24 protein-coding genes are annotated in these 24,128 nt (G+C 62.1%); 7 read left to right on the top strand and 17 right to left on the bottom strand.

The features are described 5' to 3' along the window. The first annotated feature begins 51 nt into the window (after positions 1 to 51). Positions 52 to 1,206, top strand: a complete 1,155-nt coding sequence (locus BLT42_RS03705; RefSeq protein WP_091767092.1) for a bifunctional 2-C-methyl-D-erythritol 4-phosphate cytidylyltransferase/2-C-methyl-D-erythritol 2,4-cyclodiphosphate synthase — start codon at positions 52 to 54, stop codon at positions 1,204 to 1,206. Further along, complete coding sequence (locus BLT42_RS03700) at positions 1,206 to 1,727, top strand: CinA family protein (RefSeq protein ID WP_091767088.1); 522 nt, start codon at positions 1,206 to 1,208, stop codon at positions 1,725 to 1,727. The genes BLT42_RS03705 and BLT42_RS03700 overlap by 1 nt, the downstream gene beginning before the upstream one ends. Here the strand turns inward: BLT42_RS03700 and BLT42_RS03695 are convergent. Together BLT42_RS03695 and lipA are read right to left on the bottom strand one after the other, a co-directional pair. After that, complete coding sequence (locus BLT42_RS03695) at positions 1,671 to 2,174, bottom strand: type II toxin-antitoxin system RatA family toxin (RefSeq protein ID WP_091767085.1); 504 nt, start codon at positions 2,172 to 2,174, stop codon at positions 1,671 to 1,673. The genes BLT42_RS03700 and BLT42_RS03695 overlap by 57 nt on opposite strands. Then, positions 2,171 to 3,172, bottom strand: a complete 1,002-nt coding sequence (lipA, locus tag BLT42_RS03690; protein WP_233342317.1) for a lipoyl synthase — start codon at positions 3,170 to 3,172, stop codon at positions 2,171 to 2,173. The genes BLT42_RS03695 and lipA overlap by 4 nt, the downstream gene beginning before the upstream one ends. A gap of 218 nt (positions 3,173 to 3,390) precedes the next feature. Between lipA and BLT42_RS03685 the strand changes: the two genes are divergently transcribed. Both BLT42_RS03685 and BLT42_RS03680 read left to right on the top strand, forming a co-directional pair. After that, positions 3,391 to 4,578, top strand: a complete 1,188-nt coding sequence (locus BLT42_RS03685; RefSeq protein ID WP_176780239.1) for a GGDEF domain-containing protein — start codon at positions 3,391 to 3,393, stop codon at positions 4,576 to 4,578. Between the two features lie 111 nt (positions 4,579 to 4,689). Continuing rightward, a complete protein-coding gene (locus tag BLT42_RS03680) occupies positions 4,690 to 5,877 on the top strand; it encodes a GGDEF domain-containing protein (RefSeq protein WP_091767079.1) in 1,188 nt (395 codons plus the stop codon). On the opposite strand, the gene BLT42_RS03675 is transcribed toward BLT42_RS03680, so the two are convergent. The 4 genes from BLT42_RS03675 to BLT42_RS03660 form a co-directional block, all read right to left on the bottom strand. Continuing rightward, positions 5,874 to 6,338 carry a DUF6702 family protein gene (locus tag BLT42_RS03675; protein ID WP_091767076.1) on the bottom strand — a complete coding sequence of 155 codons (465 nt, stop codon included), beginning with the start codon at positions 6,336 to 6,338 and terminating at the stop codon, positions 5,874 to 5,876. The genes BLT42_RS03680 and BLT42_RS03675 overlap by 4 nt on opposite strands. 53 nt (positions 6,339 to 6,391) lie before the next feature. Further along, on the bottom strand, positions 6,392 to 8,830 hold the full coding sequence (locus tag BLT42_RS03670) for a M1 family metallopeptidase (RefSeq protein WP_091767072.1): 2,439 nt from the start codon (positions 8,828 to 8,830) through the stop codon (positions 6,392 to 6,394). Positions 8,831 to 8,895: 65 nt separating this feature from the next. Beyond that, positions 8,896 to 10,197, bottom strand: a complete 1,302-nt coding sequence (locus tag BLT42_RS03665) for a bactofilin family protein (protein WP_091767069.1) — start codon at positions 10,195 to 10,197, stop codon at positions 8,896 to 8,898. Between the two features lie 100 nt (positions 10,198 to 10,297). Beyond that, positions 10,298 to 11,083, bottom strand: a complete 786-nt coding sequence (locus BLT42_RS03660) for a hypothetical protein (RefSeq protein ID WP_091767066.1) — start codon at positions 11,081 to 11,083, stop codon at positions 10,298 to 10,300. 260 nt (positions 11,084 to 11,343) lie between these two features. Between BLT42_RS03660 and BLT42_RS03655 the strand changes: the two genes are divergently transcribed. Continuing rightward, positions 11,344 to 13,002: an AMP-binding protein gene (locus BLT42_RS03655; protein ID WP_091767063.1), complete on the top strand. Its 1,659-nt coding sequence runs from the start codon at positions 11,344 to 11,346 to the stop codon at positions 13,000 to 13,002. Positions 13,003 to 13,047: 45 nt separating this feature from the next. On the opposite strand, the gene BLT42_RS03650 is transcribed toward BLT42_RS03655, so the two are convergent. Then, a complete protein-coding gene (locus BLT42_RS03650) occupies positions 13,048 to 13,728 on the bottom strand; it encodes a hypothetical protein (RefSeq protein WP_091767060.1) in 681 nt (226 codons plus the stop codon). 100 nt (positions 13,729 to 13,828) lie between these two features. Beyond that, a complete protein-coding gene (gene lpdA, locus BLT42_RS03645; protein ID WP_091767057.1) occupies positions 13,829 to 15,229 on the bottom strand; it encodes a dihydrolipoyl dehydrogenase in 1,401 nt (466 codons plus the stop codon). 137 nt (positions 15,230 to 15,366) lie between these two features. Here lpdA and BLT42_RS03640 point away from each other — a divergent pair, with 137 nt between their 5' ends. Next, positions 15,367 to 16,266: a haloalkane dehalogenase gene (locus BLT42_RS03640; RefSeq protein ID WP_091767532.1), complete on the top strand. Its 900-nt coding sequence runs from the start codon at positions 15,367 to 15,369 to the stop codon at positions 16,264 to 16,266. On the opposite strand, the gene BLT42_RS03635 is transcribed toward BLT42_RS03640, so the two are convergent. Then, positions 16,267 to 16,854 carry an HD domain-containing protein gene (locus BLT42_RS03635; protein ID WP_091767056.1) on the bottom strand — a complete coding sequence of 196 codons (588 nt, stop codon included), beginning with the start codon at positions 16,852 to 16,854 and terminating at the stop codon, positions 16,267 to 16,269. A gap of 62 nt (positions 16,855 to 16,916) precedes the next feature. Beyond that, positions 16,917 to 17,288 (bottom strand): cupin domain-containing protein, encoded by a 372-nt coding sequence (locus tag BLT42_RS03630; protein ID WP_091767053.1) that lies wholly within the window; start codon positions 17,286 to 17,288, stop codon positions 16,917 to 16,919. Between the two features lie 141 nt (positions 17,289 to 17,429). On the opposite strand from BLT42_RS03630, the gene BLT42_RS03625 reads away from it, so the two are divergent. Further along, positions 17,430 to 18,110, top strand: a complete 681-nt coding sequence (locus tag BLT42_RS03625) for a 2OG-Fe(II) oxygenase (RefSeq protein WP_091767050.1) — start codon at positions 17,430 to 17,432, stop codon at positions 18,108 to 18,110. On the opposite strand, the gene BLT42_RS03620 is transcribed toward BLT42_RS03625, so the two are convergent. From BLT42_RS03620 to pdhA, 7 genes are read right to left on the bottom strand one after another with little or no spacing between them, the layout of a single operon-like run. Continuing rightward, complete coding sequence (locus BLT42_RS03620) at positions 18,107 to 18,889, bottom strand: acyl-CoA thioesterase (protein WP_091767047.1); 783 nt, start codon at positions 18,887 to 18,889, stop codon at positions 18,107 to 18,109. The two genes, BLT42_RS03625 and BLT42_RS03620, sit on opposite strands and share 4 nt — an antisense overlap. Beyond that, the gene (locus BLT42_RS03615) at positions 18,886 to 19,491 is read right to left on the bottom strand and encodes a hypothetical protein (protein WP_143024032.1); all 606 of its coding nucleotides are present in this window, start codon (positions 19,489 to 19,491) and stop codon (positions 18,886 to 18,888) included. Before BLT42_RS03615 ends, BLT42_RS03620 begins: the two co-directional genes overlap by 4 nt. Continuing rightward, the gene (locus BLT42_RS03610; RefSeq protein ID WP_091767040.1) at positions 19,488 to 20,804 is read right to left on the bottom strand and encodes a pyruvate dehydrogenase complex dihydrolipoamide acetyltransferase; all 1,317 of its coding nucleotides are present in this window, start codon (positions 20,802 to 20,804) and stop codon (positions 19,488 to 19,490) included. The genes BLT42_RS03615 and BLT42_RS03610 overlap by 4 nt, the downstream gene beginning before the upstream one ends. A gap of 15 nt (positions 20,805 to 20,819) precedes the next feature. Continuing rightward, positions 20,820 to 21,242 (bottom strand): GFA family protein, encoded by a 423-nt coding sequence (locus BLT42_RS03605; RefSeq protein WP_091767037.1) that lies wholly within the window; start codon positions 21,240 to 21,242, stop codon positions 20,820 to 20,822. A gap of 4 nt (positions 21,243 to 21,246) precedes the next feature. Continuing rightward, positions 21,247 to 22,614 (bottom strand): pyruvate dehydrogenase complex E1 component subunit beta, encoded by a 1,368-nt coding sequence (locus BLT42_RS03600; RefSeq protein WP_091767034.1) that lies wholly within the window; start codon positions 22,612 to 22,614, stop codon positions 21,247 to 21,249. A 38-nt stretch (positions 22,615 to 22,652) separates the two neighbouring features. Then, positions 22,653 to 23,063 carry a nuclear transport factor 2 family protein gene (locus BLT42_RS03595; RefSeq protein WP_176780238.1) on the bottom strand — a complete coding sequence of 137 codons (411 nt, stop codon included), beginning with the start codon at positions 23,061 to 23,063 and terminating at the stop codon, positions 22,653 to 22,655. Positions 23,064 to 23,065: 2 nt separating this feature from the next. Continuing rightward, entirely contained in the window at positions 23,066 to 24,070 is a 1,005-nt protein-coding gene (gene pdhA, locus BLT42_RS03590) for a pyruvate dehydrogenase (acetyl-transferring) E1 component subunit alpha (RefSeq protein WP_091767029.1), read from the bottom strand. Positions 24,071 to 24,128 lie beyond the last annotated feature (58 nt).

The raw sequence follows: 24,128 nt of genomic DNA, 5'->3' as shown, positions 1-24,128 counted from the left end.
CCGGGCAAGCTAGCGATCTTGCTGCGCTGCGGCAATGGACGAGGCCTGTATATGAAAATCGGTGCCATTATCGTAGCCGCCGGCCGCGGCACCCGCGCGGGCGGGGAAATTCCCAAGCAATACCGCGAAATCGGCGGGCGTTCGGTGCTGGCGCGCACGCTGGATGCCTTCCTGTCCCATCCCGCCATCGGGCCCGTGATCGCCGTGATCGGGGACCAGGATGGTGAGCGATTTGAAGAGCTTGCTTCGCTCCTGCCCGGCCCGGTGGAAACCGTGACAGGCGGCGCGACACGCACGGCCTCCGTTCGCGCCGGGCTTCAGGCGCTGGAACACCACGCCCCCGATGCGGTGATGATCCACGACGCGGCGAGGCCCTTTATCAGCGCAGCGCTGATCGGCCGGATCGCAGAGGCGCTGGCAGTCCATGGCGCCGTGATCCCGGTGACCCCCGGCGTGGATGCCATGATCCGCCGGGATAGCCAGGGCCGGATGATCGCGGCCGTGGATCGCGCCGAATATGCTGGCGCACAGACGCCGCAGGCCTTTCACTACGCGCCCCTGATGCAGGCCTATCGCGCACTGGGCGAGACCGCCCTGCCCGATGATGCAGCCGTGGCGATGGCCGCAGGCCAGCCGGTCCAAACTCTCCCCGGTGAGGCCGGGAATTTCAAACTGACCACTCCAGACGATTTTGAGCGGGCCGAAGCGATGTTGAATCCGAATACTGCGATCACCGTCACCGGTCAGGGCTTCGATGTTCATCGCCTTGAAGCGGCGGACTCCATGATGCTGTGCGGCATCGAAATTCGCGACGGGCTCGGCCTGGTCGGGCATTCCGACGCCGATGTCGGCCTGCACGCCCTGACCGACGCCATTCTCGGCGCGGCGGGCGAAGGCGATATCGGCCAGCATTTCAGCCCGAGCGATGCACGCTGGAAAGGTGCCGCATCGCACCAATTCGTCAGCCATGCGGTTGAATTATTGCGCCAGGCCGGTGGAACGCTTTTGCATGCGGACATCACCCTGATAGGCGAACGCCCCAAAATTGGCCCGCACCGGGATGCAATGCGCCAACGGGTGGCGCAATTGCTGGGCCTTCAGGCCCGACGGGTCAATATCAAGGCAACGACGACAGAGCGGCTCGGCTTCACCGGCCGCGGTGAAGGTCTGGCCGCCCAGGCCATTGTGTCAGCGAGGATGATCTGATGTTTTCCGAACCACTCACCCGCAGGGCCGAAGACGTCCTCGACCATGCCCGCACAGCCGGAGTCATCATGGCAACAGCGGAGAGCTGCACCGGCGGGCTGGTCGCCGGTCTGCTGACCAGTATTGCCGGGGCCTCAGACGTGTTTGAGCGTGGCTTCGTCACCTATAGCAATGAATCCAAGACCGAATTGCTCGGCATTCCCGCCGCCATCATCGCGGCCCATGGTGCCGTCTCGGCGGAGGTCGCCAGCCGTATGGCGACGCAATGCCTGCTCAAGTCCAACGCCGATATCGCGGTATCGATCACCGGCATTGCCGGCCCCGGCGGCTCGGCGCGCAAACCGGCCGGCCTGGTCTATTTCGGCCTGGCCCTGCGGGACCATCCGGTTCGCGTCGTGTGCAAACGGCTTGGTGATCGCGGCCGCAACAATGTGCGGCTCGCCGCAGTTGAAACCGCGCTGGCGCTATTTAGTGAGGGCGTCGATCTCATCGCTGAGGTCGAGACGAGGATCGCCGACTGAGGCGAAGCGCCGCTCGGCCTCGTCGGAAAAACGTTTGATCAGGATATGCGCGGCGCGGTCGCGCTGGCTATCGAGCAGCATCTGCAGGACAACATTCCTGAAGGCTGCCTTGATGTGAAATTTCACCAGGGTTGAGCCATCCGACAGCGGATAGAATCGCCAGTTATTCTCCAGCACGCGGAAGGGCCCGGCGACAAAACCGACATCAATCGTGCGGGCATCGGCATCCGCCCTCACCGCACTGGTGAAGCGTTCGGTGACAAATTTATAGCGAATCCGCGCCTCGGCAGTCAGCCGGGTGACGGCACCGTCCCGGCTTTCCTTCAGAACCCGCATCGCGGTGATCTGGTGAATGAAATCGGGATAACGGCGGACATCCGAGACGAGTTCGAACAAATCGCCGGCGTCATGGAACAGGCGCAAGGTCTCGGTCAGCGAGACAGTCACACGCGGCCCAGTGACGCTTCCCGCGCGGCGCGCAAACGGGCAAAATCCTCACCGGCATGATGGCTCGAGCGCGTCAGCGGCGTGGCGGAGACCATCAAAAATCCCTTGGCCCGGGCAATTGTCTCATAGGCCTTGAATTCTTCCGGCGTGACGAAACGTTCCACGGCGGCGTGTTTGCGCGTTGGCTGCAGATATTGACCGATGGTGAGAAAATCGATGCCGGCCGAGCGCATATCGTCCATGACCTGCATCACTTCTTCCTTGCCCTCGCCGAGGCCGACCATGATGCCGGATTTGGTGAATTGCTCCGGATCGCGATCTTTCACACGTTCCAGCAGACGCAGGGAATGGAAATAGCGCGCGCCAGGACGGATCGACAGATAGAGGCGCGGCACGGTTTCCAGATTATGGTTGAATACGTCCGGCTTGGCGTCGATCACCGCTTCCGCCGCACCAGGCTTGCGCAGGAAATCCGGGGTCAGGATCTCGATCGTGGTGCCTGGCGCTATGGTGCGGATCGCCTCGATCACCTCGACGAAGTGCTGAGCGCCACCATCGGCGAGATCATCGCGATCAACCGAGGTGATGACGACATGCTTCAGCCCCATCTTGGCGACGGCCTCGGCAACGCGGCGCGGCTCGTCGGCATCGACGGGCCCGGGCAGCCCCGTTTTCACATTGCAGAAGGAGCAGGCGCGGGTGCAGGTATCGCCGAGGATCATGAAGGTCGCGTGTTTTTGCTCCCAGCATTCACCGATATTCGGACAACCGGCTTCCTGGCACACCGTGACCAGTTCACCTTCGGTGACAATCTTCTGGGTCTCGGCAAACACCTTGCCCAATGGCGCCCGCACGCGGATCCAGTCCGGCTTGCGCAGAACCGGCGTATCGGCGCGCTTCTGCTTTTCCGGATGCCGCGCTGCACGCGCTTCGGTCGCGCTGGAGGACGCGGTGGACGGTGTGCCGGAAGGCACGGTGTTGTCGATCAGATTGGCCATGCCCGCCATGTAAGCCGGAGCGCCGACGTGATCAAGCCGAGCCTGCGGTTTCCCCAGGCCTTCTGCGCCAAGCATCCGTCCTGCCCGCAGTCTGCGACAGAAATCGGTGTGCGACGAAAGTTAACAAAATCGCAATTTAGCACGTCAACTCAATGGCTTGCGACACTATTTTGACATCTTGCTTACCGGGCATTCATCATTCGGTGCGACATTGCGTCATGCTTGATACCAAGACCCTCTCCACCGCTCTGATCCTGATCCTGATTATCGGGAGCGGGTTGCACCTGGTGAACTGGCGCATGCATCGCGACAATCCGGGTGCGAAATGGTGGGCGCTCGGGCTTTGCGTTCAAACCTGCGGAGCCATTGCTACCGCAGTCGCCAATGCCGGTGGCGCCCCCATCATGCCTCTCCTGATGCTCTTCAATGTCCTCGCCCTCAGCGGCATGGTGATGCTGGTCTATGGAACGGCCTGCTTTTCCGGCCACGCCCTGCCACGCGCCGTCTATACCGCACTGGGTGTCCTGATCGTGGTGGGCATTGGCTGGGCGACCTTGATCGAACCGTCGGCAACGACGCGGCTCGGCGTTTTCGGTCTTGTTCAGTTGATCAGCAATAGTCTGATCCTGTCGCGACTGGGCTATATCGCCCGCCGGGATGGTGCGATGGGCGTGGTGGTGCTGGCAGCATCGGTGGTCAGCCTCTTCGTCTTGATGGGCAGCCTCATCACCTGGCAGCTCGTATCCCAGCCGGAGATCGCTGGCCTGTACGCCAATAGTGACGTGCTCGTGCTGGCACTCCTCACCCTGATCGCCTGCAAGACGACGATGATATTTGGCTATCTCCTGCTCAGTTCGGGCTATTCACAGGCGCGCCTCGAGCAACTGGCACTGAGCGACCCCCTCACTGGCCTGCCCAATCGGCGGGCATTCGAGCGCACGGTCACCCAGCGCCTCGCATCGGTGCGCAAGACGGACAGGCTGATCGCCCTGGCCATTTTCGATGTCGATCACTTCAAGCAAATCAATGACACTCACGGCCATGACGCCGGTGACGCGGTGCTGCGCCATCTCGGCCGTGTCGCGACCGCGGCCGTCCGGCCCCATGATTTTCTCGCCCGGGTCGGCGGCGAAGAGTTCGCGGTGATTTTCGATGTCGAGGACGCCGCAGAACTCGTGACGGCGGCCAACCGCCTGCGGCTGGCGATCGAGATCAATCACGCGCGGATCAACGAGACGGCCATCGCGGTAACGGTCTCGGTCGGCGCTGTCCTGGCCCGCTCAGAGAACGGTCTCGACTTCAGCAATCTTTACCGTGCGGCCGACCAGGCGCTCTACAGCGCCAAGGGAACGGGCCGCAACCGGGTTGTCGTCGGCGAAGTCGAACCGGTGTCTATGGCGGCCTAACCGGCAGCGTTGTGACGGTATTAACGCTATCTTCAATTAGGGTGGCATTTCAGTGCGGCAGGATGCGGGCTGTCTACCCGATATTCACCGTTGCGGCGTGATACTCGCCGGATGCTTGATACCAAATCCCTCGCTACAGCCTTGATCCTGATCCTGGTGATCGGATGCGCGCTCCACGTCGTGAACTGGCGTATCCATCGCGAGAGCGCCGGCGTGAAATGGTGGGCGCTGGGCCTCGCTGTCCACACTACGGGACTGACCCTGTCATTCTGGGAAAACAGCCTGGCGGTCCATATTCCCTTCTGGATCGTGACGATCAACATGGTATCGCTGACGGGGAGTTTGATGCTGGTCTACGGGACAGCCAAGTTTGCCGAACGCCCCTTCCCGCCCGCCTTCTATATTGCACTCGGGAGCTTCGCGGTCGCCAGTTTGAGCTGGTATGCGGTGGTCGAGAATTCCGTCACGATGCGCGTCATCGCCTTCGCGGTCACCCTGCAACTGGCCAATCTATTGACCCTGACACGGCTTTATTTCATCGCCCGTCGGGACGGACTGGCAAGCATCCTCGTGCTCGCATCCTCGCTGGGCAGCACGATTGCATTGATGTCGGGACTGATCATCTGGCAATTGCTGACCCAGCCCGATGTGACCAATTTTTATGACCAAACGCCGGTCATGCCGCTCGCCATGCTTGGCTTGATGGCATCGGAATGCACGGCCATTTTCGGCTATCTCCTGCTCAGCGCCGGCCAATCCCAGGCGCGGCTGGAACGTCTCGCGCATCGCGATGCGCTTACCGAATTGCCCAATCGGCGTGCTTTCGAGCAGGAGATCACACACCGGCTGCGCTCATCGCGGAAGCAGGATCAACTCTTCGCGCTGGCGATTTTCGATGTCGATTACTTCAAGAAAATCAATGACACGCATGGCCATGATGCCGGCGATGCGGTGCTGCGGCACCTCGCCAGCGTCGCGACTGACGCCGTGCGGCCCCATGATTTCCTGGCGCGTGTCGGCGGCGAGGAGTTTGCGGTCATTTTCGATGTCGGAGATGCGGCCGAACTGGTCATGGCGGCCAACCGTTTGCGGCTCGCGATCGAGATCCACCGGACCCGGTTCGGCGAACGTGAGATCGACCTGACCGTCTCGGTCGGCTGTGTCCTCGCCAAGTCTGGGGCGCACCTCGATTTCGCCCAGCTCTATCGCGCTGCCGACCGCGCCCTCTACAAGGCCAAGACCACGGGCCGCAACCGCGTCGTGGTCGGCGAGGTCGGGGCGCTGGATCTCGCCGCCTAGTCTGTGGAGAACCGCAGACGGACGGGTTCGCGCCGGCCTGGCCCCTGCATGGCCGTCCTGACGATGCTATCAATCGTGATATTCGTCATCATCACCTGATCCTCGAAGGCATCGGCAAGCAAGTCATTATCGACCACAAAGGCCGAGGTGTCGGCCGGGGCCTGGGCGGCGAAATAGATCCACAGCAACTCCCCATCGAGCTCCGCACCGACATAGACCGGCTCGAGCAGGCGGCCATCGCCCTCCCCGATACGAAAGCGGGTCTGCGCATAGCGACCTGTCGCGGCAAGACCTTCAGCGGAGGCATACCAGGCCTCTTCGTCCACGACGTCCGCTCCGAGGGCCTCAAGCAGATCATGGCCATAGATGCGGTGACTGATCTGCAACTCACCCGTGGCGGCCGAAATGACAACGTCGGTGACGCCGGCATGCACCCGGTGCGCCGCCGCCGGCGTTGCCATCAGGCAAGCTCCAGCGATAGCGCATGCGAACCCGCGGATCAAAGCGTCCATGGCTATTCCGGCCGCGCCCGGATCGAATCGCGCGTTACGCGTTGATCCTGGTCGGCCATCATGTTCGAGCCCTGCGGCGTTGCGCGGTAAAGCTCAAGCCGGGTCGGTTCGATGCGTGGCGGGAAGTAATTGTCCGACCGGTCGGCATCAGCCGTTTCCAACAGTGGATCGAGCTCGACGGAGACCACTTCACGCGAGGTCAGATAGGTCCAGGTGACGTGACGCGGATCATAGCGCCAGACTTCGGCCGGGATGCGGACGATTTCCGTGCTGCCATTGGCGAAGGTGAATTCCAGGATGATCGGCATCACGACGCCGCCCTGATTGGTGAAGTCGAGATAATAGACGCGCTCATTTCCGGTCAGAAGCTCGGCCTCCCAATCCTCCAGGTCTGCGCGATAGGTCGCATAGGCCTCGCGTTGGCGGGCGGTGACGGTCTGGGCATCATTGGCAGAATAGAATTCCACGACTTCAGGGTGCTCGCTGGCATAGGTCGTCATGCCTGCTTCACGATTGCGGCGCCGGGTGAGGTTTTCCGGCTCGGCTGTGATTTCGGCGCGCTCGCGGGCGTTCTCGATGACCGGGTTGCCCGTGTCGAGCGTGCCTTCGATCACCCGGTCGAGCGAGATGTCGACATGGTCTGTGGAGTAGAACCAGCCACGCCAGAACCAGTCGAGATCCACGCCGGAGACTTCTTCCATCGTGCGGAAGAAATCATACGGCGTCGGGCGTTTGAAGCGCCAGCGGCGGGCATAGGTGCGAAAGGCTTCGTCGAACAATTCGCGCCCGAGAATCGTCTCGCGCAGCACCACCAGCGCGGTGGCCGGCTTGCCATAGGCATTATTGCCCACTTCCAGCACCGAATCCGCCTGGGTCATGATCGGGACCTGGCCCGTCGAGGTCATGTAGTCGGCGGCCAGGTGCGGGGCGCCGCGGCGCGAGGGGAAGCCGGCCTCCCATTGCTGCTCGGCCTGGTATTGCAGGAAGGTGTTGAGCCCTTCGTCCATCCAGGTCCATTGCCGCTCGTCGGAATTGACCGTCATCGGGAAATAGATGTGGCCGATCTCGTGGATGATGACGCCGATCAGGCCGCGCTTCTGGACGCGCGAATAGGTCAGATTGCCGTCCTCATCGACCACCGGGCGACCGGTGAACTGGCCGCCATTGAAGGTGATCATCGGGTATTCCATTCCGCCCTGGGCCCCGGCGATCGATTGCGCCACCGGATAGGGGTAGGGGAAGGAGAAGTCGGAATAGACCTCGAGCGTATGCGCCACGGCACGGGTCGAGAAAGCGGACCAGAGCGGTTCGGCCTCATTGGGGTAGAAGGACATCGCCATCACGGTATCAGGCGCCTCGCCCTCGCCTTCCTGGCTGACCCCCATCGCATCCCAGATGAATTTGCGCGAACCGGCCCAGGCAAAATCCCGGACATTCTCGGCGCGGAAACGCCAGGTCGCCTCGGAGCGTGTCCCGCGGCGCTCATTGGCGCGGGCCTCAGCCGGTGTCTGGATGAAAACCGGATCGCTGGCAGTGCGGGCCTGTTCAATCCGGTCGCGCTGGGCCTGGGTGAGCACGTCTTCCGGATTCTGAAGCTCGCCGGTGGCGGCGACCAGGAAATCCTGCGGGACGGTGATCGCGACATCATAATCGCCAAATTCCAGGGTGAATTCGCCGCGGCCGAGGAAGGCCTTGTTGTGCCAGCCCTCATAGTCAGAGAAGGCCGCGGCCCGCGGGAACCATTGCGCGATCTGATAGATGCAATCCGCGCCCGTTGTTTCGGTTTCCTCGAAGCATTCCCAGCCGGCACGGCCACCAACGACACTCGCCTCGATCAGGCGGTAATCCCATTCAACATTGAGGATCACCGAATCTCCGGTTTCCAGCACATCGTCGAGATCAACACGCATCAGAGTGTCGACGATGGTGAAGGAGACAGCATTGCCATCGGCGTCCGTCACCGAACGGATATTATAGCCATAGCCGTCCTGTTCGATCCGGTGACGCCGGCGCAGGGCGGCACTGCTGATGCCATCGGGCGTCGCGCCACCGACGCGGCCGGCCGAGCGGCCACCGCCGCCAATGGTTTCGGTCATCACTGAAATCGAGTCGGGACGGAACCGGTTCTGGTCCAGCTGGAACCAGAGAAAATCGAGCGTATCCGGTGCATTATTCGTGTAGCTGATGGCGGCCGATCCGGTCAGGACCTTCTCGCGTTCGTCGAGATGGATGCGGATATCGTAATCGACCTGCTGCTGCCAGTATTCCGGCCCGGGTGCGCCGGTCGCGCGGCGCTCGCGGTTGGGCGTTGGCCAGTCCTCACCTTCCAGCTGACGGAACGCGTCCTGCCAGTCATTGACGGTCTGGCGGACCGGCTGGGCAGCTGCGACATTGAATGTCGCAGCCACCGCGGCCAAAGCGATCAGTTGAAGTGCGCGCATAATCTATCTCCTGGCCCATGGGGCCGATCTGTTCGGGATAGAATTAGCCCGCCATTTCGCTCAGGTCACCCCTCGCTGACGGTCGCGCCGCTGGCGATGTCGGGCTCGCCTGTCCGGGCGGCATTCCGATCACGACGGTTGCCGATCGCCAGGATCCAGGCGCCCAGACCAATACAGAGCAGCAGGACACCAATCGTTGCACCCAAGCCTGGCACGACGCCGAGGGCAAAGATGACCGCCATGACCAGCAAGAGCGAAAGTGCGCGCATTCCGAGCCCGAGCTCTCCGGCCTTGCGGTTGAAGATCAGGTCGCCCACCGCAACGCCGCCAAAGGCGAAGGCGAGGAAAAGCGCCGGGAAATACAACAGCCACAGCAACGGGATCAGCAAGGCGCCAACCAGCGTCAGTGCAAGCAGGATGGTGATCATCACGAACACCACAGGCGACATGGCCAGGCTGATGAAACCAATCACACCGGAGCTCAGCGGCCGGCGGCGGAAGGCGGCAGCGACGGCAGAAACACCGCGCGGCGCGATCAGGACCGCAATCATGCCAAGCAAGAAGGCGCTACCCGCAAAGGCGCCGCCCAAAAAGCGGAATGGTGCGCCGATCACGCCCCAGGGACCGTCGAAATCAATCTCGACATCATCCCAGTGCTTGGCGCCGAAATTGAACATTTCGTACTCATAGTCGACAGCACCGATCACAGCACCGTCAGCGATGCTGGCCTCAACAGGACTGCGAACCGTCAGCAAGCCGGAAATGCGTGCCGAGGACAGGATGGTAACCTCCTCGGCTCTGACATCGACATCACCGTCAAAAACACCGCCAAGCGAGACGTGCCCGCCCTCAATGTCGGCGTCGCCATGTGCGGTACCGAGAAACTCCACCGAACCGGCAACGACACGACTGTCACCGGAAACAACGGTTCCTGATTCGATGATGGCCTCGCCGCCCGCGGCTCGAAGGTCGCTACCGACGATCACCGCGATGCGGACACTACCGCCCGCCGCATTGAGCTCGCCACCGGTCTCGCCGGCAATATTGACGTCCCCGCCGGCGGCATTGAGGTCACCGCCGATCCGGGCCACGATATTGACGTCTCCGCCAGCGATTTCGACGCTGCCATCGACAACGCCGCTCAGATCGATATCGCCACCGAAGAATTCGACATCGCCGTGAACATCGGCATCGATCCGGCCATCGCCAGCCACAGCGAAGATATCGCCATCAATATCACCACGGATATTGAGCTCACCTCCGAGGAAGTGGATATCGTCGCCGCTGCCATTGATATTGACCTCGCCGCCGATCACTTGGGCGTTGCCCGTCGAAGCCAATGCGACACAGGCCAGCCCCGCGGCCATTATCTGCTTAAATCTGTACATCACGACTCTCCCAGCGCCCCCCGGCGGTCAGGTGGATGATTAATGGGTCGAGCCAGGCTCGACCCGCTTCGGTTCAATTTCAGTCAAAGACAGAATCAATATCCTTGCAATCACGGCCATTGCGCGGGACGAAAACCAGGTCGTCGGTCTGCGCACCGGCTTCGATTTCCGGTTGGGCTTCAGCCCAGACGCGGAGCGTGCCGTTGATGCGGGCCGTCGATGTCACGATCACGGATCGAGCACAGACATCGCCGCCATTGCGGATAACGCCCGTTAGTTCGACCTGGCCATCGGTGTCATCATAATCCCGACGCCGCCGGATCTCGCCGACCGAGACCACACGGAGATCACCGGCGACACTGCCGCCAAGGTGAATCCGATTGCCATTGGCGTTCAGGCCATCATTGAAGTTGGCCGTCGAGGTCAGGCTCGCTGCGGCAATCGACGCCGACCCACCGATTTCGCCAGCGACATTGAGCGATCCGGAAGCCAGGCCGAGCTCGCCATCCACATCCGCATTCCAGTCGATATCGCCACCGGCAATCGAGGCTTCACCGCCCACATGCCCGCTATAATCAATATCACCGCCGGCAATCGATACATCACCATCAACGGCGAGCTGGTCGGCATCGACATCGCCGGCAACCAGGCTGAGATCGCCACCCAGGCGGCCGCGCAGATTTATATTGCCACCAATTCGGCTGTAATCGCCATCACGATCAAGGACGACATAGCCGTCCTGCGTGCGCTCACTATGGAGCCGCTTCGCCTCGCCACCGCTATGGCCATCGTCAACAACGATGACGCAACCCGCAGTCGCCATTGCCGCGGCCAGTGCCGCACTCATTGCCAGTGCCTTGCGCATTCCGGTCTCCAAATCTGCTACGCCGTCGTCTGACAGCGGTGAATTTCACGCTCCCCAACGTTGGCTCTGACCATACATTATCGAAAAACGATATCAAGTAGATTTTTTGTTTATCGATAAATTTTTTCCGTCTTTCAACAAATCGGGCCGTCACTTCCCGCAGCCCTTGCCGCCAAACCCCTTCCCTCCCGCGCGCGGACAGGTAAGATCGGCAGCAATAATTAGCGCCACCACGAAGCGGCGCGCCCGGGAGGACATGTATGGCTGACACATCAGCTGCCAGTGCCGTCGAGCTTCAGCCGACGGCTATTTCGGCGGACACGCATTATTACGGAGCGGATTTCGATCTGCGCCGGATCCGCAAATCGGTTTTCTCGGCGCTGGTGCAGGCGCGCCGCCGTTTCGGCGGCAAGCGAATCGCTGCCATCGATGCGGACGGCCGCGAGCTGAGCTATGATGACATCATCAAGGCCGCCTTCGCGCTGGGGCATGCCCTCAAGCAAGGCACGGAGCCGGGCGAAGCCGTCGGGATCCTGCTGCCGACCGGTGTTGGCTCGATTATCTCCTTTTATGCGATCTCGGCCTATGGCCGCATCCCGGCCATGCTCAACTTTACTGCCGGCGAACGCGCCCTGAAGGCGGCGTGCCAGGCGTGCAAGTGCAAGCGGATTGTCACCGCCCATCGCTTTATCGAACTGGGTGAATTGCAGGCGCTCGAAGCGACCCTCGCTGAAGATCACGAGATGATCTATCTTGAGGACGTCCGCGAAAACCTCAATCTGAGCGACAAGATTGCTGCCGGCATCGGCATGGTCTTTCCCTGGGCCGTGCAGGCGCGCCCCTCCCCGGATGCTGCAGGCGTCTATCTCTTCACGTCCGGGACCGAAGGCGATCCCAAGGGCGTTGTGCTCAGCCATGCCAATCTGCTCGCCAATGTCGAACAGGTACGCGATCACGTCAAAATCCTGCCTACCGACAAGGTCTTCAACCCGCTGCCGACCTTTCATTGCTTCGGCCTGACCGGCGGCGTCCTGGTGCCGCTCGGGCTCGGCGTTCCGACGATCTGTCATCCAACGCCCCTGCAGGCGAAGACGATTGTCAAACGGATCGCCGACACGGGTTCGACCATCCTGTTCGCCACCGACACTTTCATCAATCAATATGCGCGGGCCGCAACCAATGGCGAGCTCAACTCGCTGCGCTTCGCGGTCTGCGGCGCCGAACGGGTCAAGGATGAAACGCGCGCGACCCTGCGGCGCAAATTCAATGTCCAGATCGTTGAAGGATACGGGCTGACCGAAGCCTCACCGGTGCTGGCCGTCAATCAGCCCCAGGACAATCGTCCCGGAACTGTCGGCCAGCTCATGGGCGGATGCGAGGCGAAGCTGATCCCGGTCGAGGGCATTACCGAGGGCGGGCAATTGCACATCCGCGGGCCTAATATCATGAAGGGCTATATTCGCCCGAGCGCACCGCTCGTGCTGGAGGCTCCCGTCGATGGATGGCATGACACCGGCGATATCGTGACGGTTGATGAAGGCGGCTATCTGCGCATTCGTGGCCGTGTGAAGCGGTTCGCCAAGCTGGGCGGGGAAATGGTCTCGCTGGCCGTGGTGGAGAATTGCGCCACCTCGCTCTGGCCGGACTGCATGCACGCCGCCGCAGCCCTGCCCGACAAGCGCAAGGGCGAACAGATCATTCTGTTGACCGAATACGCCAAGGCGGACCGCGCCGATCTGATCGCCTTCGCGCGTAATCACGGCATTAACGAGCTGTCGATCCCGCGCAAGATCATCCATGTCGAAGCGATCCCCGTCCTGGGGACCGGCAAGACCGACTACGGCAAGGTCCAGCGCATGGTTGTTGAGCTGATGGGCGAACCCGAAGCGCCCGCTGCGACACCAGAAACGGTCGCATAAAGGCGTTCTGCGGGAGCCCGACGCGGGCTCCCGCTCACTTTCAGGTCAGAGATCGATCTGGTCGCAATCGCGGCCATCCAGCAGTTCAAAACTGTAGCCCGATGGTCCGCCTTCGGGGCGTTCACTGGCGATCACCCGCAGTTCGCCGGCAAAACGCGCGCTATTGCGAAACTCGACATGGGTGGCACAGATGAAACCACCCTGGGCAAAACTCCCCGCCAGGATGGCGCGGCCATTGCGGTTCCGCTTCCCGTCGTCGCGTCCCTCGCCGATGACTTCGACCGGCCCGAGGAAATCGGCTTTCAGATTCATCCGCGCACCATGCAATTGAAGCCGGCCCGCCACGCGACCGTCAATCGTGACACGGGCGCCGGCGACGTCCAGATCGCCGCCAAAATCGGCGTCCAGCCAGGTGGTCGCCGCCGCAATCTCTGCATTACCGCCCACAGAACCCGTAAAACGAACCGAAGCGCCAGCGGCTGACAGGTCGCCGCCGACCGCGGTGCTGGAATCCACCCGGGCCCCCGCCAGATCGAGATCGCGTCCGACGGTGCCATTGGCCTGAACCAGGACGCCGGCCATTTCCGCATCGCCCGTCACATCGAGATGGCGCGCGGCAATCAAGCCGGCGCTCTCGGTCGAGCGGTTCTCGGCCGGGCCATAGGAGGAATTGGTGCAGGCGGTAATGGCCAGCGTACTGGCGGCCAGCAGGATAAGTTTATGCATCGAATATTCTCCCGGGCGACATCAAGGTCGCGTCAACTCTGACCCTATGATGCCCGAGCGGCAGATTTTGGATGCAGGGAATGTTGTGGGGTGCGTCCCGCTAGATGTGCAGCGCCTTGCCATAGGCGTCGAGCACGCTCTCATGCATCATTTCCGACAGGGTCGGATGCGGGAAGACGGTGTGCATCAGCTCGGCCTCGGTGGTCTCCAGCTGGCGCGCCACGACATAGCCCTGGATCAGTTCAGTCACTTCCGATCCGATCATGTGGGCACCGAGCAATTCGCCGGTTTTGGCATCAAACACGGTCTTGACCAGGCCCTGATCATCACCGAGCGCGATCGCCTTGCCATTGCCGACAAAGGGGAAGCGGCCGACTTTTACCGCATGGCCCGCCTCCTTCGCCTTCGCCTCGGTCAGGCCGACTGAGGCAATCTGCGGATGACAATAGGTGCAGCCGGGAATGTTGGACGTGTCGAAGGCATGGACCTCATTGCCGGCGATCTTCTCGACACAGACGACGCCCTCATGGCTGGCCTTGTGGGCGAGCCAAGGTGGTCCGGCGACATCGCCAATGGCGTAGAGGCCTTTGACATTGGTACGGCCGAAACCGTCATTGACGACATGGCCGCGATCGATCTTCACGCCGAGCGCCTCCAGGCCGAGATTTTCGACATTGGCCGCGATCCCGATGGCGAGGATGACTTTCTCGACCTCGACCACAGTGATGGCGCCCTTGGCATCCTTGACCGAGACCTTGACCCATTTCGCGGTCTTTTCGAGCTTTTCGACCTGGGAAGAGAGCATCAGCTTCATGCCCTGCTTCTTGAAGGCCTTGGCGGCGAAGGCGGAGATTTCCGCGTCCTCGACCGGCACCACCCGGTCCATCATTTCCACCACGGTCACGTCGGCGCCCATGGTGCGATAGAAGCTGGCGAACTCGATCCCGATGGCGCCGGAACCGATCACCAGCAGGGATTTTGGCATGGAGGTCGGCACCATCGCCTCGCGATAGGTCCAGATCTTGTCGCCATCCGGCTCCAGCCCGGCAGCGGGGACGGTTCGGGCGCGGGCACCAGTGGCGAGGATGACGTGTTTGGCGCTGTAGCGGTCTGCGCCAACGACAACCGTCGGGGCGTCCTTGCCCTTGTCCAGTTTCGCCTCGCCCTTGATGACGGTAATCTTGTTCTTCTTCATCAACATGGCGATACCGCCCGACAGGCGACCGGCCACGCCGCGCGAGCGTTTGACGATGGCCTCGATGTCGAAGCTGATCTTTTCGGCCTTCAGCCCGAAGGCCTCGGCATTGTGCATCAGATGATAGACTTCGGAGGTCCGCAGCAGCGCCTTGGTCGGGATACAACCCCAGTTAAGGCAGATACCGCCAAGCTCGGAGCGCTCGATGATCGCCGTCTTCAGGCCCAGCTGGCTGGCCCGGATCGCCGCGACATAGCCGCCCGGTCCGCTGCCGATCACGATCACATCAAATGCCTGGCCGACCATCGGGAAACCCCTTTATTTGGATACGAAATAATTCTTCAAGCGCTGTCAGCCCATTAGCAGCTGGCGGGCGCTGGATCAATGCTGGCAATCCTCGCCCCGGAGCGGTTATCCTGCCTCAAACCTTGGAGAGCGCCGCCATGATCAAGAGCCTGAGAACCCCCGATGAACGCTTCCGGTCGCTCCCCGACTGGCCATACCCGCCGCACTATATTGACGATCTGCCCGGTTATCACGGCCTGCGCATGCATTATGTCGATGAAGGGCCGAGACACGGCGCGCCGACCTTCCTGTGTCTGCATGGCGAGCCGAGCTGGGCCTATCTCTACCGCAAGATGATTCCGGCTTTCCTCGCCGCCGGCGCGCGGGTGATCGCGCCGGATTTCTTCGGTTTCGGGCGCTCCGACAAACCGATCGAGGATGCCGACTACACTTTTGACTTCCACCGCAATTCGGTGAAGGCCCTGATTGAACGGCTCGACCTGGCTGATGTCTGCCTGGTCTGCCAGGATTGGGGCGGCCTCATCGGACTGACCCTGCCGATGGATTACCCCGAACGCTTCACCCGCCTGATCGTGATGAATACCTCGATCGGCATCGGTCAGGCCGCCGGGCCCGGCTTTGATGCCTGGCGCGATTATGTCGCCAATACGCCCGGCTTCGATGTCGGCAAGCTGATGAAACGCTCCACACCGGGGATGAGCGATGCCGAGGCCGCGGCCTATAACGCCCCCTTCCCCGATGACAGCTACAAGGCCGGTGTGCGCCGCTTCCCGGCGCTGGTGCAGACGCGCCCCGACATGGACGGCGTCAAAACCGGCCAGGCAGCGCTGGATTTCTGGCAGAATAAGTGGGCTGGCGAGAGCTTTATGGCCATCGGCATGCAGGACCCGGTCCTCGGTCCGCCGGCAATGCAATGGTTGCAACGGCAGATCCGCAATTGTCCGCCTGCCCTGGAAGTCACCGAGGCCGGGCATTTCGTTCAGGAGCATGGCGAGGCGATTGCCGAGAAGGCGCTGGCGCGTTTCAATCTCGCCTGATTATTCCAGTGCCTCGGCATAGATGGAGCGCTTCGGCGCGGCCATCACCCGGCGCACCATCGGCTCGAAAAACTCCAGCGGCTCGCTGACATAGTCAGGGTCAAAGGCGGCCTGATCGTATGTCTCGCAGAATTCCTGACAGGCCGCGAAATACTTATGGTCGCGGAATTGCTCGCGCATATCCCGGTCCATGCCGAGATGGTGGAAGAAATAATAGCCCTGGAAAATCCCGTGCTTGGCGACGATCCAGTTATTCTCCTCCGACAGGAAGGGCGCCAGGATGGCGGCGGCAATATCGGGGTGATTATAGCTGCCCAGCGTGTCGCCGATATCGTGCAGCAGCGCCATCACGACATATTCCTCGTCACGGCCATCACGATGGGCCCGCGTCGCGGTCTGGAGCGAGTGTTGCAGCCGGTCGATTGGAAAGCCGCCATAATCACCGTCGAGCAGACGCAAATGCGCCAGGACACGCTCCGGCAAAGCCGCCGCAAAGGGTCCGAAAGCGCCGGCAATCGCGGCCCAGTCTTCAGCCGTGCCCTCTTCCATGGCGCGGAATTTGGCCTGCGGCCCCGAAGCGTCATCCATGCTGCATCCTCCCGTGAATGAGGACCAGACTGCCCGCGCCGCCGCGCCGGTTCAAGTGCCGATCAGAGATCCTCGATCGTCTGGGTCAGGTCACTGTCGGGATTATCGCCGGTATTCACGATACCGGCCTTCTCGAGGAGCATCAGATGCACCTCATCGGTCAGACAGACCGGACGGTGGCGCACGCCTTTCGGGATGACGCATAGCTCGCCGGGCCCAAGAATGACGGGAAGCTGCTCCTCAATCTCGATGCGTAAATTGCCTCGCGTCACCAGGAAAAGCTCGTCGGCATCGAGATGCGCGTGCCAGTCGAAACTACCCGTCCCCTTGGCCAGCTTGACCTCGTAATTGTCGAGTTTCGCGACCCGCTTGGGCGCCCATACATCGTCAAACAGGGCATGTTTTGCCACCAGGGAAATTGCTTCTACGGGCATGGGCACTCCGATTCGTATCTTGTTGCGTCACAATCCCGCGTGGTGGCGAACGACGCAAGTCGCGCGCTGTCACACAATTTGATTGACCGCGATGAGGCGCGGGCCTAAGCGCCGCACTCCCTGTTATCGGACCGCTTCACCTTGGGCCTGCACACGATCCTTCCGTCCGGACTTCCGGCCTTCGACGCGGCCGGCCTGTGCGCGGACCTCACCCGTCAGGGTTGGTCACAACAGAGCCTCGGCGATACCGCCCTCCTCACAGCGCTGCGCGAAGAAGCCGTGATGCTGTGGCAGGAGGATGAGCTTCGCCGGGCGGGAGTCGGCCGTGCCAGCGACCATGAACTGGTGCGCGAGATCCGGCGCGACAAGACGCGCTGGTTTGACGGTTCCAGCCCCGCCCAGCGCGGCTGGCTCGACTTTGCGGAAAGCCTGCGCCTGCAGCTCAACCAGCGCCTGGCGCTCGGCCTATTCTCCTTTGAGGCGCACTATGCCGTCTATGAGCCGGGCGGTTTCTATCGCAAGCATCTCGACAGTTTTCGTGGCGCGCGCAACCGCATCCTGTCCTCGGTCCTGTACCTCAATCCGGGCTGGCAGGCGGGTGATGGCGGGTTGCTGCGGCTCTATGACGAGAGCGATGACAGCGTGATCACTGATATCATTCCGGAATTTGGCACCTTCGCCGTCTTCCTCAGCGAAGAGATCCCGCACGAGGTGACCCCCGCCCTCGCCCCGCGTTTTTCGATTGCGGGCTGGCACCGATGCAATGATCTGGCCCGCGCCCCGGCGCTGCAGGCCAAGGTGCTGCCGATCGCGGCGATCTAGCCGAGCGGCCTGGCCGGCGTCGGGCGGCCCGCCTCGTCCAGCGCCACCATCACATATTCCGCTTCACCGACCAGACGACGCTCGCCGGACATCAGGTTTTCCGCGTCGGCCCGGACGGCGACACGCATCGAGGTGCGCCCGACCGAGACCACTTGCCCCGTGACATCGAGCAATTCGCCTTCGAGTGTCGAGGCAATGAAATCAATCTTGTTGGACGCGGCCATGCCGACCTGGCTGCGCGTATGGCGCGACGCGGCGATCTGCGCCGCCTTGCCCATCAGCGACATCGCATTGCCGCCGAGTAATTGGCCCAGCGAATTGGTGTCGCCCGGGAAGACGAGTTCGAGCACGCGCGCCGAACCCGCTGGCGAGGCGGCGAAATCAATCAGCCTGTCGGGTGCCGGCGGCAGGCGGGCCGGATTCGTCTTGCGATCCTGGGCGACCATGGTGAAGCCGCCTTGCGTGCAAATATGGCGTTCGCCGGTGGTCATATCCTCGGCGGAGAGCTCGACATCGACCACGAGCGAGGTGCGCCCGACGAGGTTCACCCGCCCGGTCAGCTCGATCAGATTGCCGACAAACACCGGCGCGCGAAAATCGATCCGGTCACACGAGGCGGTGACAAAGGGACGCCGCGCATGGCGGGCGGCGACCAGCGAGGCGATCTTGTCCATCTGCGCCATCGCGGCGCCGCCGAAATAACTGCCCAGATGATTGGCCTGGTTGGGCTGGACCAGATCGACATGGCGGATTTCGCCGAGTTGGGCGGATTGGGTCATGACGGCGGCAGTCCTTCCATTTGGTACCAATAGCCGGACATATACCCGGTGATCGAGCCTGAGGCATCCAGCTCCCAATATTCGGAGAAGAAAGTGCCATCTTCGGGCGGCGCCAGATAGATCACGGTTTCCGGCCCGTCCGGGCGGACGGAGAACACGGCGAAACTGCCCCGGGCGTAACGAGGGATGCCCGCCCGCTCAAACCCGGCGGCCGAATAATAGCCCACGCGGTCCGCACGGTCCCCTGCGATGCCACCGGCAGGCTCGGCGCTGCAACTCCATATCGAAATATCCGGGCCGCTATAGGTCAGAACATCCTGATGAGCACAGCGTGCCCGGATCGCGTCCTCGTCAGTATGTCCAGGGCGCTCGATCCGAGCGCTCCAATAGCCCCAATCGGCATCCACCCGCTCGACAGACAATTGCCGGTTTCCATCCTGGGAAATCCACGCACCCTGATAGACAGCGATATTGCCCATGCGCGGCGCTGTTGGCCGAGCCGCTGATGTGCATCCTCCCAGGCCCAGAGCGATCACACACAGGCAGGCCAGGCTGGTCATCAGACCAATGCCGGTCGGCTTGCTCGAAGGCGGCAGCATCACATCAACATCGTCATCGGGTCTTCAACAAACGTCCGGAACGCCGCGATCCATTTCGCCCCTGTCGCGCCATCCACAACGCGGTGATCGCAGGTCAGCGTCACCGTCATCACGGTAGCGATCGCCAGCGCGCCATTGGTAACCACCGGACGTTGTTCGCCGGCGCCGATCGAGAGGATCATGCCCTGGGGCGGGTTGATGATGGAGGAGAAGGACTGGATGCCGAACATGCCCAGATTGGACAGCGAGAAGGTGCCGCCCTGGAATTCTTCCGGCTTGAGCTTGCGGGTCCGGGCACGCGCCGCGAGATCCTTGCTCTCGGTGGAGATCTGGACCAGGCCCTTGGTGTCGGCGTCAAAAATGATCGGCGTGATCAGCCCGCCCTCGATCGCCACGGCCATCGAGACATCGGCATGCTTGTGCAGGGCGATACGGCCATCCTCGATCCAGGAGGCGTTCGCCGCGGGCACTTTCTTGAGCGCCAGGCCGGCGGCCTTGATCAGGATATCATTGACCGAAACCTTCACCTCCTCGCCGGCCGCCTCATTGATGCGCTTGCGGAAATCGAGCAGCGCGTCGATGCGGCAATCGACATTGAGCGGGAAGTGCGGGATATCGCGGAAGCTTTCCGACAGCCGTTTGGCGGCAATCTTGGTGATGCCATCGGCCTTGACGACGTCATAGCGGTCGGCGGCGATGCCATAGCGCGCCAGTGGCGCGTCGTGATCGATCTCGACCGGTGCGGCAGCGGGTGCGCTCGCCGGCTTGGCGGCGCCCGGCTGGGCGTTCTCGACATCGCGCTTGACGATACGCCCGTGCGGGCCTGAGCCCTTGATCGCGGCCAGGTCGAGGCCCTTGTCGGCGGCGATGCGCTTGGCGAGCGGGGAAGCTTTCAGGCGGTCGCCCCCATCGGCCACTTCGTGGCCACTTCCCCCACGCGTGGGGGAAGACGAAGCAGGGGCCGCCTTTTGTCCTCCCCCGCTTGCGGGGGAGGTGTCCCGGACTTGATCCGGGACGGAGGGGGCGTCGGCGGCAGGCGCAGCAGCGGGTTTATCCATCGCGCTGGCATCCTCGCCCTCTTCGAGCAGAATGGCGATCACGGCATTGACCTTCACATTCTCGGTGCCCTCGGCGACCAGAATCTTGCCGATCACGCCCTCATCGACGGCCTCGACTTCCATCGTCGCCTTGTCGGTCTCGATCTCGGCCAAGACCATGCCGCTCTCGACCTTGTCGCCCTCTTTGACGTGCCATTTGGCGAGAATGCCCTCTTCCATCGTTGGCGACAGGGCGGGCATGGTGATTTCGATCGACATGGTGTGGTCCTCGCCTCAGGCGTCATTGGCCCCGTCGGGGGCCCGTTCTGGATTGATGTTCGCGATATTGGCTTCCCAATTGGCGCCGTCGAATTCCTGGAAGCGCGGCAGCAGAGCCGCGTCAGCGTCGAAACAGCGTAGATTGACCGACCAGTCATCGGGATGCGAACGCGGCACGTTGAAGGCTTCCACGCCGCACTGGCGGCAGAAATAATGCTTCGCCGTGCCGGTGTTGAAGCGATACTCGGTCAGCATGTCCTCGCCGTGCATGATGCGGAAATCCGCGCCCGGCGTGATGACATGGATGAAACCGGTCTTGGCGCAGATCGAGCAATTGCACGACAGCGCCACGACATTATCCGGCAGGATGGCCGCAAAGCGCACCGCACCGCAATGGCAGCCGCCGTGGCGGGGTTTCTTGGCTGGTGTTGTCGTCATCGCCCTACTCCGCGTAGCAGACGGCCCTCACCGCCTGCAGGATGTCTTCAACGCCGGGAAGCGAGAGTTTTTCCAGATTGCCGGCATAGGGCAAAGGCACGTCTTTCTGGTGCACGCGCGCTGGCGGCGCATCGAGATAATCGAAAGCCTCTGCGGTGACGACGGCGGCGATTTCGGCCCCGACGCCCATCCGGCCCCAGCCCTCTTCGGCGCAGACGATGCGATTGGTTTTCTTGACGCTGGCCACCACGGTATCGGTGTCGAGCGGACGCAGGGTGCGCAGATCGATCACTTCGGCGGAAATGCCCTCATCGGCCAGGATCTCGGCCGCCTTGAGCGCAAACCCGACCATGCGGCTATGTGCGGTGATGGTGACGTCTGTGCCCTCGCGGCGCACTTTGGCCTTGCCGATCGGGACGATCCAGTCCTCGACATCGGGCACATCGAAGCTCTCGCCATAAACCATCTCATGCTCGAGGAAGACGACCGGATTGGGGTCGCGGATCGCGGCCTTGAGCAGGCCCTTGGCGTCGGCGGCATCATAGGGTGCGACGACTTTCAAACCTGGCACATTGGCATACCAGGACGAGTAATCATGGCTGTGCTGGGCGCCAACGCGGCTGGCGGCGCCATTGGGGCCGCGGAACACGATCGGACAACCCATCTGGCCGCCGGACATGTAGAGCGTCTTGGCGGCGGAATTGATGATGTGGTCAATCGCCTGCATGGCGAAATTGAAGGTCATGAATTCAACCACGGGGCGAAGACCGTTGAAGGCCGCACCGACGCCGAGGCCGGCAAATCCATGCTCGGTGATCGGGGTGTCGACCACCCGGCGGGCACCGAATTCATCGAGCAGGCCGCGGGTGACCTTGTAGGCGCCCTGGTATTCAGCGACTTCCTCACCCATCACGAAGACGGTGTCGTCGCGGCGCATTTCCTCGGCCATGGCGTCGCGCAGGGCGTCGCGCACGGTGGTGGAGATCATCTTGGTGCCGGCGGGGGTTTCAGGGTCGTGCATGGCAGGCGCGGCAGGTCCAGCCTGGGCCGGTGCCGCAGCAGCAGGTTCGGCGGCGGGTGCCGGGGCCGCCTTGGTCTCGGGAGCTGCCTCTACAGCACTCGCGTCCTCGCCCTCTTCAGCCAGAATCGCAATCACGGCATTGACTTTCACATTCTCGGTGCCCTCGGCCACCAGCAGCTTGGCGACGACGCCTTCCTCGACGGCTTCGACTTCCATCGTCGCCTTGTCGGTTTCGATCTCGGCGATCACCATGCCGGAGGTGACACTGTCGCCCTCCTTGATATTCCACTTGGCCAGCGTGCCCTCTTCCATGGTTGGCGAAAGGGCGGGCATGAGGATTTCAATCGACATCGGTCAATTCCTGTCAGGTCTCGGAGCGCACAAGGCGCTTAATGATTGGCCGCTTCCGGCTTGTAGCGCAGGGCGTGGGTGCGCATGCGGTTGGCGAATTCGATCAGCGTGTTGAGCGGACGGATCAAAACCTCGATCCGCGCCATCTTGCCCTCATCATCGATGGTGATGCGGTCAAAGCCGACCAGGCCCATACCATCGACCTTGCCGGTGAATTCGAGGATGACCTCATTGCCGTCGACCCATTCCTGGCGGTAGTCGAAATCCTCGACGATCGCGATCACCCCCATCAGGATGTGCAGGATGTAGTGCTTGTCATTGGAGGGTTTCCAGACGACCGGCGAGTGCAGCTCGCAGCCTTCCGCGACGATGGATTCGAGCAGGGCACGGTCGCGATTGCGCACGGCGGTGTGCCAGTTTTCGAGAAAATGCTTCACTTGCGGGGTCATGCTCATGCCTCCAACAACACGTCGGTCCACAATTCACTCGGATCGGGCTCCGGCGAGGTCTTGGCGAATTCGGCGGCGGCATTGACCACGGCCTTCACCTCTTTATCGATCGCCTTGAGATCATCCTCATTCGCGTGACCGCCTTCGATCAGGCGCTTCTTGATCAGATCAATCGGATCGTGATGGCTGCGGATGTCGTCGACTTCCTCACGCGTGCGGTATTTGGCCGGATCCGACATGGAGTGGCCGCGATAGCGATAGGTTTTCATTTCCAGGATGATCGGGCCCTCACCGGAACGGGCATGCGCAACAGCGGTTTCGGCAGCAGCGCGCACGGCCTCGACATCCATGCCGTCGACTTCAACCCCGGGGATACCGAAGGAGGCACCACGCTTGTGCAGCTTGGTCTCCGAGGAGGCGCGACCGATCGAGGTGCCCATGGCGTACTGGTTGTTCTCGATCACATAGACCACGGGCAGACGCCAGAGCTGGGCCATGTTGAAACTCTCATAGACCTGGCCCTGATTGGCCGCGCCATCACCAAAATAGGCGACCGAGATCTTGCCATTATCCTTGTAGCGATCCGCGAAACCGAGACCGGTGCCGAGCGCGACCTGGGCCCCGACAATGCCGTGGCCGCCATAGAAGTGCTTCTCGCGAGAGAACATGTGCATTGAACCGCCCTTGCCGCGCGAATAGCCGCCGGCGCGCCCGGTCAGTTCGGCCATGACCCCATTGGGGTCCATGCCGCAGGCGAGCATGTGAGCGTGATCACGATAGCCGGTGATGACCTGGTCGCCCTCTTCGAGCGCCGCCTGGACGCCAACGACGACGGCTTCCTGCCCGATATAGAGATGGCAGAAACCGGCAATCAGGCCCATGCCGTAGAGCTGGCCCGCCTTTTCCTCGAAACGCCGCATCATCAGCATTTCGGAGTAGTATTTCAGCAGCTGGTCCTTGCCTGCGGCTTTAACGGTCGTCGGGGTGGTTTTGCGCTTGGCGGCCATTAATTCGTACACGAAACAAACGTCTCGCGCTCCTCTGTGTCTCCACCGCCATGTATCA

Origin of the sequence: Maricaulis salignorans (assembly GCF_900103475.1) — a bacterium.
Taxonomy (GTDB): Bacteria; Pseudomonadota; Alphaproteobacteria; order Caulobacterales; family Maricaulaceae; genus Maricaulis; species Maricaulis salignorans.
This window is presented reverse-complemented; position numbering and strand designations above follow the sequence as displayed.

What these genes read in the sequence shown, in the direction of transcription:
- BLT42_RS03640 (WP_091767532.1), top strand. Translation starts at nt 15,367, where the DNA reads ATGATCAAGAGCCTGAGAACCCCCGATGAACGCTTCCGGTCGCTCCCC.
- lpdA (WP_091767057.1), bottom strand. Translation starts at nt 15,229, where the DNA reads ATGGTCGGCCAGGCATTTGATGTGATCGTGATCGGCAGCGGACCGGGC.
- BLT42_RS03660 (WP_091767066.1), bottom strand. Translation starts at nt 11,083, where the DNA reads ATGCGCAAGGCACTGGCAATGAGTGCGGCACTGGCCGCGGCAATGGCG.
- BLT42_RS03595 (WP_176780238.1), bottom strand. Translation starts at nt 23,063, where the DNA reads ATGACCCCGCAAGTGAAGCATTTTCTCGAAAACTGGCACACCGCCGTG.
- BLT42_RS03610 (WP_091767040.1), bottom strand. Translation starts at nt 20,804, where the DNA reads ATGTCGATCGAAATCACCATGCCCGCCCTGTCGCCAACGATGGAAGAG.
- lipA (WP_233342317.1), bottom strand. Translation starts at nt 3,172, where the DNA reads ATGGCCAATCTGATCGACAACACCGTGCCTTCCGGCACACCGTCCACC.
- BLT42_RS03675 (WP_091767076.1), bottom strand. Translation starts at nt 6,338, where the DNA reads ATGGCAACGCCGGCGGCGGCGCACCGGGTGCATGCCGGCGTCACCGAC.
- BLT42_RS03705 (WP_091767092.1), top strand. Translation starts at nt 52, where the DNA reads ATGAAAATCGGTGCCATTATCGTAGCCGCCGGCCGCGGCACCCGCGCG.
- BLT42_RS03630 (WP_091767053.1), bottom strand. Translation starts at nt 17,288, where the DNA reads ATGCCCGTAGAAGCAATTTCCCTGGTGGCAAAACATGCCCTGTTTGAC.
- BLT42_RS03655 (WP_091767063.1), top strand. Translation starts at nt 11,344, where the DNA reads ATGGCTGACACATCAGCTGCCAGTGCCGTCGAGCTTCAGCCGACGGCT.
- BLT42_RS03650 (WP_091767060.1), bottom strand. Translation starts at nt 13,728, where the DNA reads ATGCATAAACTTATCCTGCTGGCCGCCAGTACGCTGGCCATTACCGCC.
- BLT42_RS03680 (WP_091767079.1), top strand. Translation starts at nt 4,690, where the DNA reads ATGCTTGATACCAAATCCCTCGCTACAGCCTTGATCCTGATCCTGGTG.
- BLT42_RS03600 (WP_091767034.1), bottom strand. Translation starts at nt 22,614, where the DNA reads ATGTCGATTGAAATCCTCATGCCCGCCCTTTCGCCAACCATGGAAGAG.
- BLT42_RS03700 (WP_091767088.1), top strand. Translation starts at nt 1,206, where the DNA reads ATGTTTTCCGAACCACTCACCCGCAGGGCCGAAGACGTCCTCGACCAT.
- BLT42_RS03670 (WP_091767072.1), bottom strand. Translation starts at nt 8,830, where the DNA reads ATGCGCGCACTTCAACTGATCGCTTTGGCCGCGGTGGCTGCGACATTC.
- BLT42_RS03620 (WP_091767047.1), bottom strand. Translation starts at nt 18,889, where the DNA reads ATGACCCAATCCGCCCAACTCGGCGAAATCCGCCATGTCGATCTGGTC.
- BLT42_RS03665 (WP_091767069.1), bottom strand. Translation starts at nt 10,197, where the DNA reads ATGGCCGCGGGGCTGGCCTGTGTCGCATTGGCTTCGACGGGCAACGCC.
- BLT42_RS03605 (WP_091767037.1), bottom strand. Translation starts at nt 21,242, where the DNA reads ATGACGACAACACCAGCCAAGAAACCCCGCCACGGCGGCTGCCATTGC.
- BLT42_RS03685 (WP_176780239.1), top strand. Translation starts at nt 3,391, where the DNA reads ATGCTTGATACCAAGACCCTCTCCACCGCTCTGATCCTGATCCTGATT.
- pdhA (WP_091767029.1), bottom strand. Translation starts at nt 24,070, where the DNA reads ATGGCCGCCAAGCGCAAAACCACCCCGACGACCGTTAAAGCCGCAGGC.
- BLT42_RS03635 (WP_091767056.1), bottom strand. Translation starts at nt 16,854, where the DNA reads ATGGATGACGCTTCGGGGCCGCAGGCCAAATTCCGCGCCATGGAAGAG.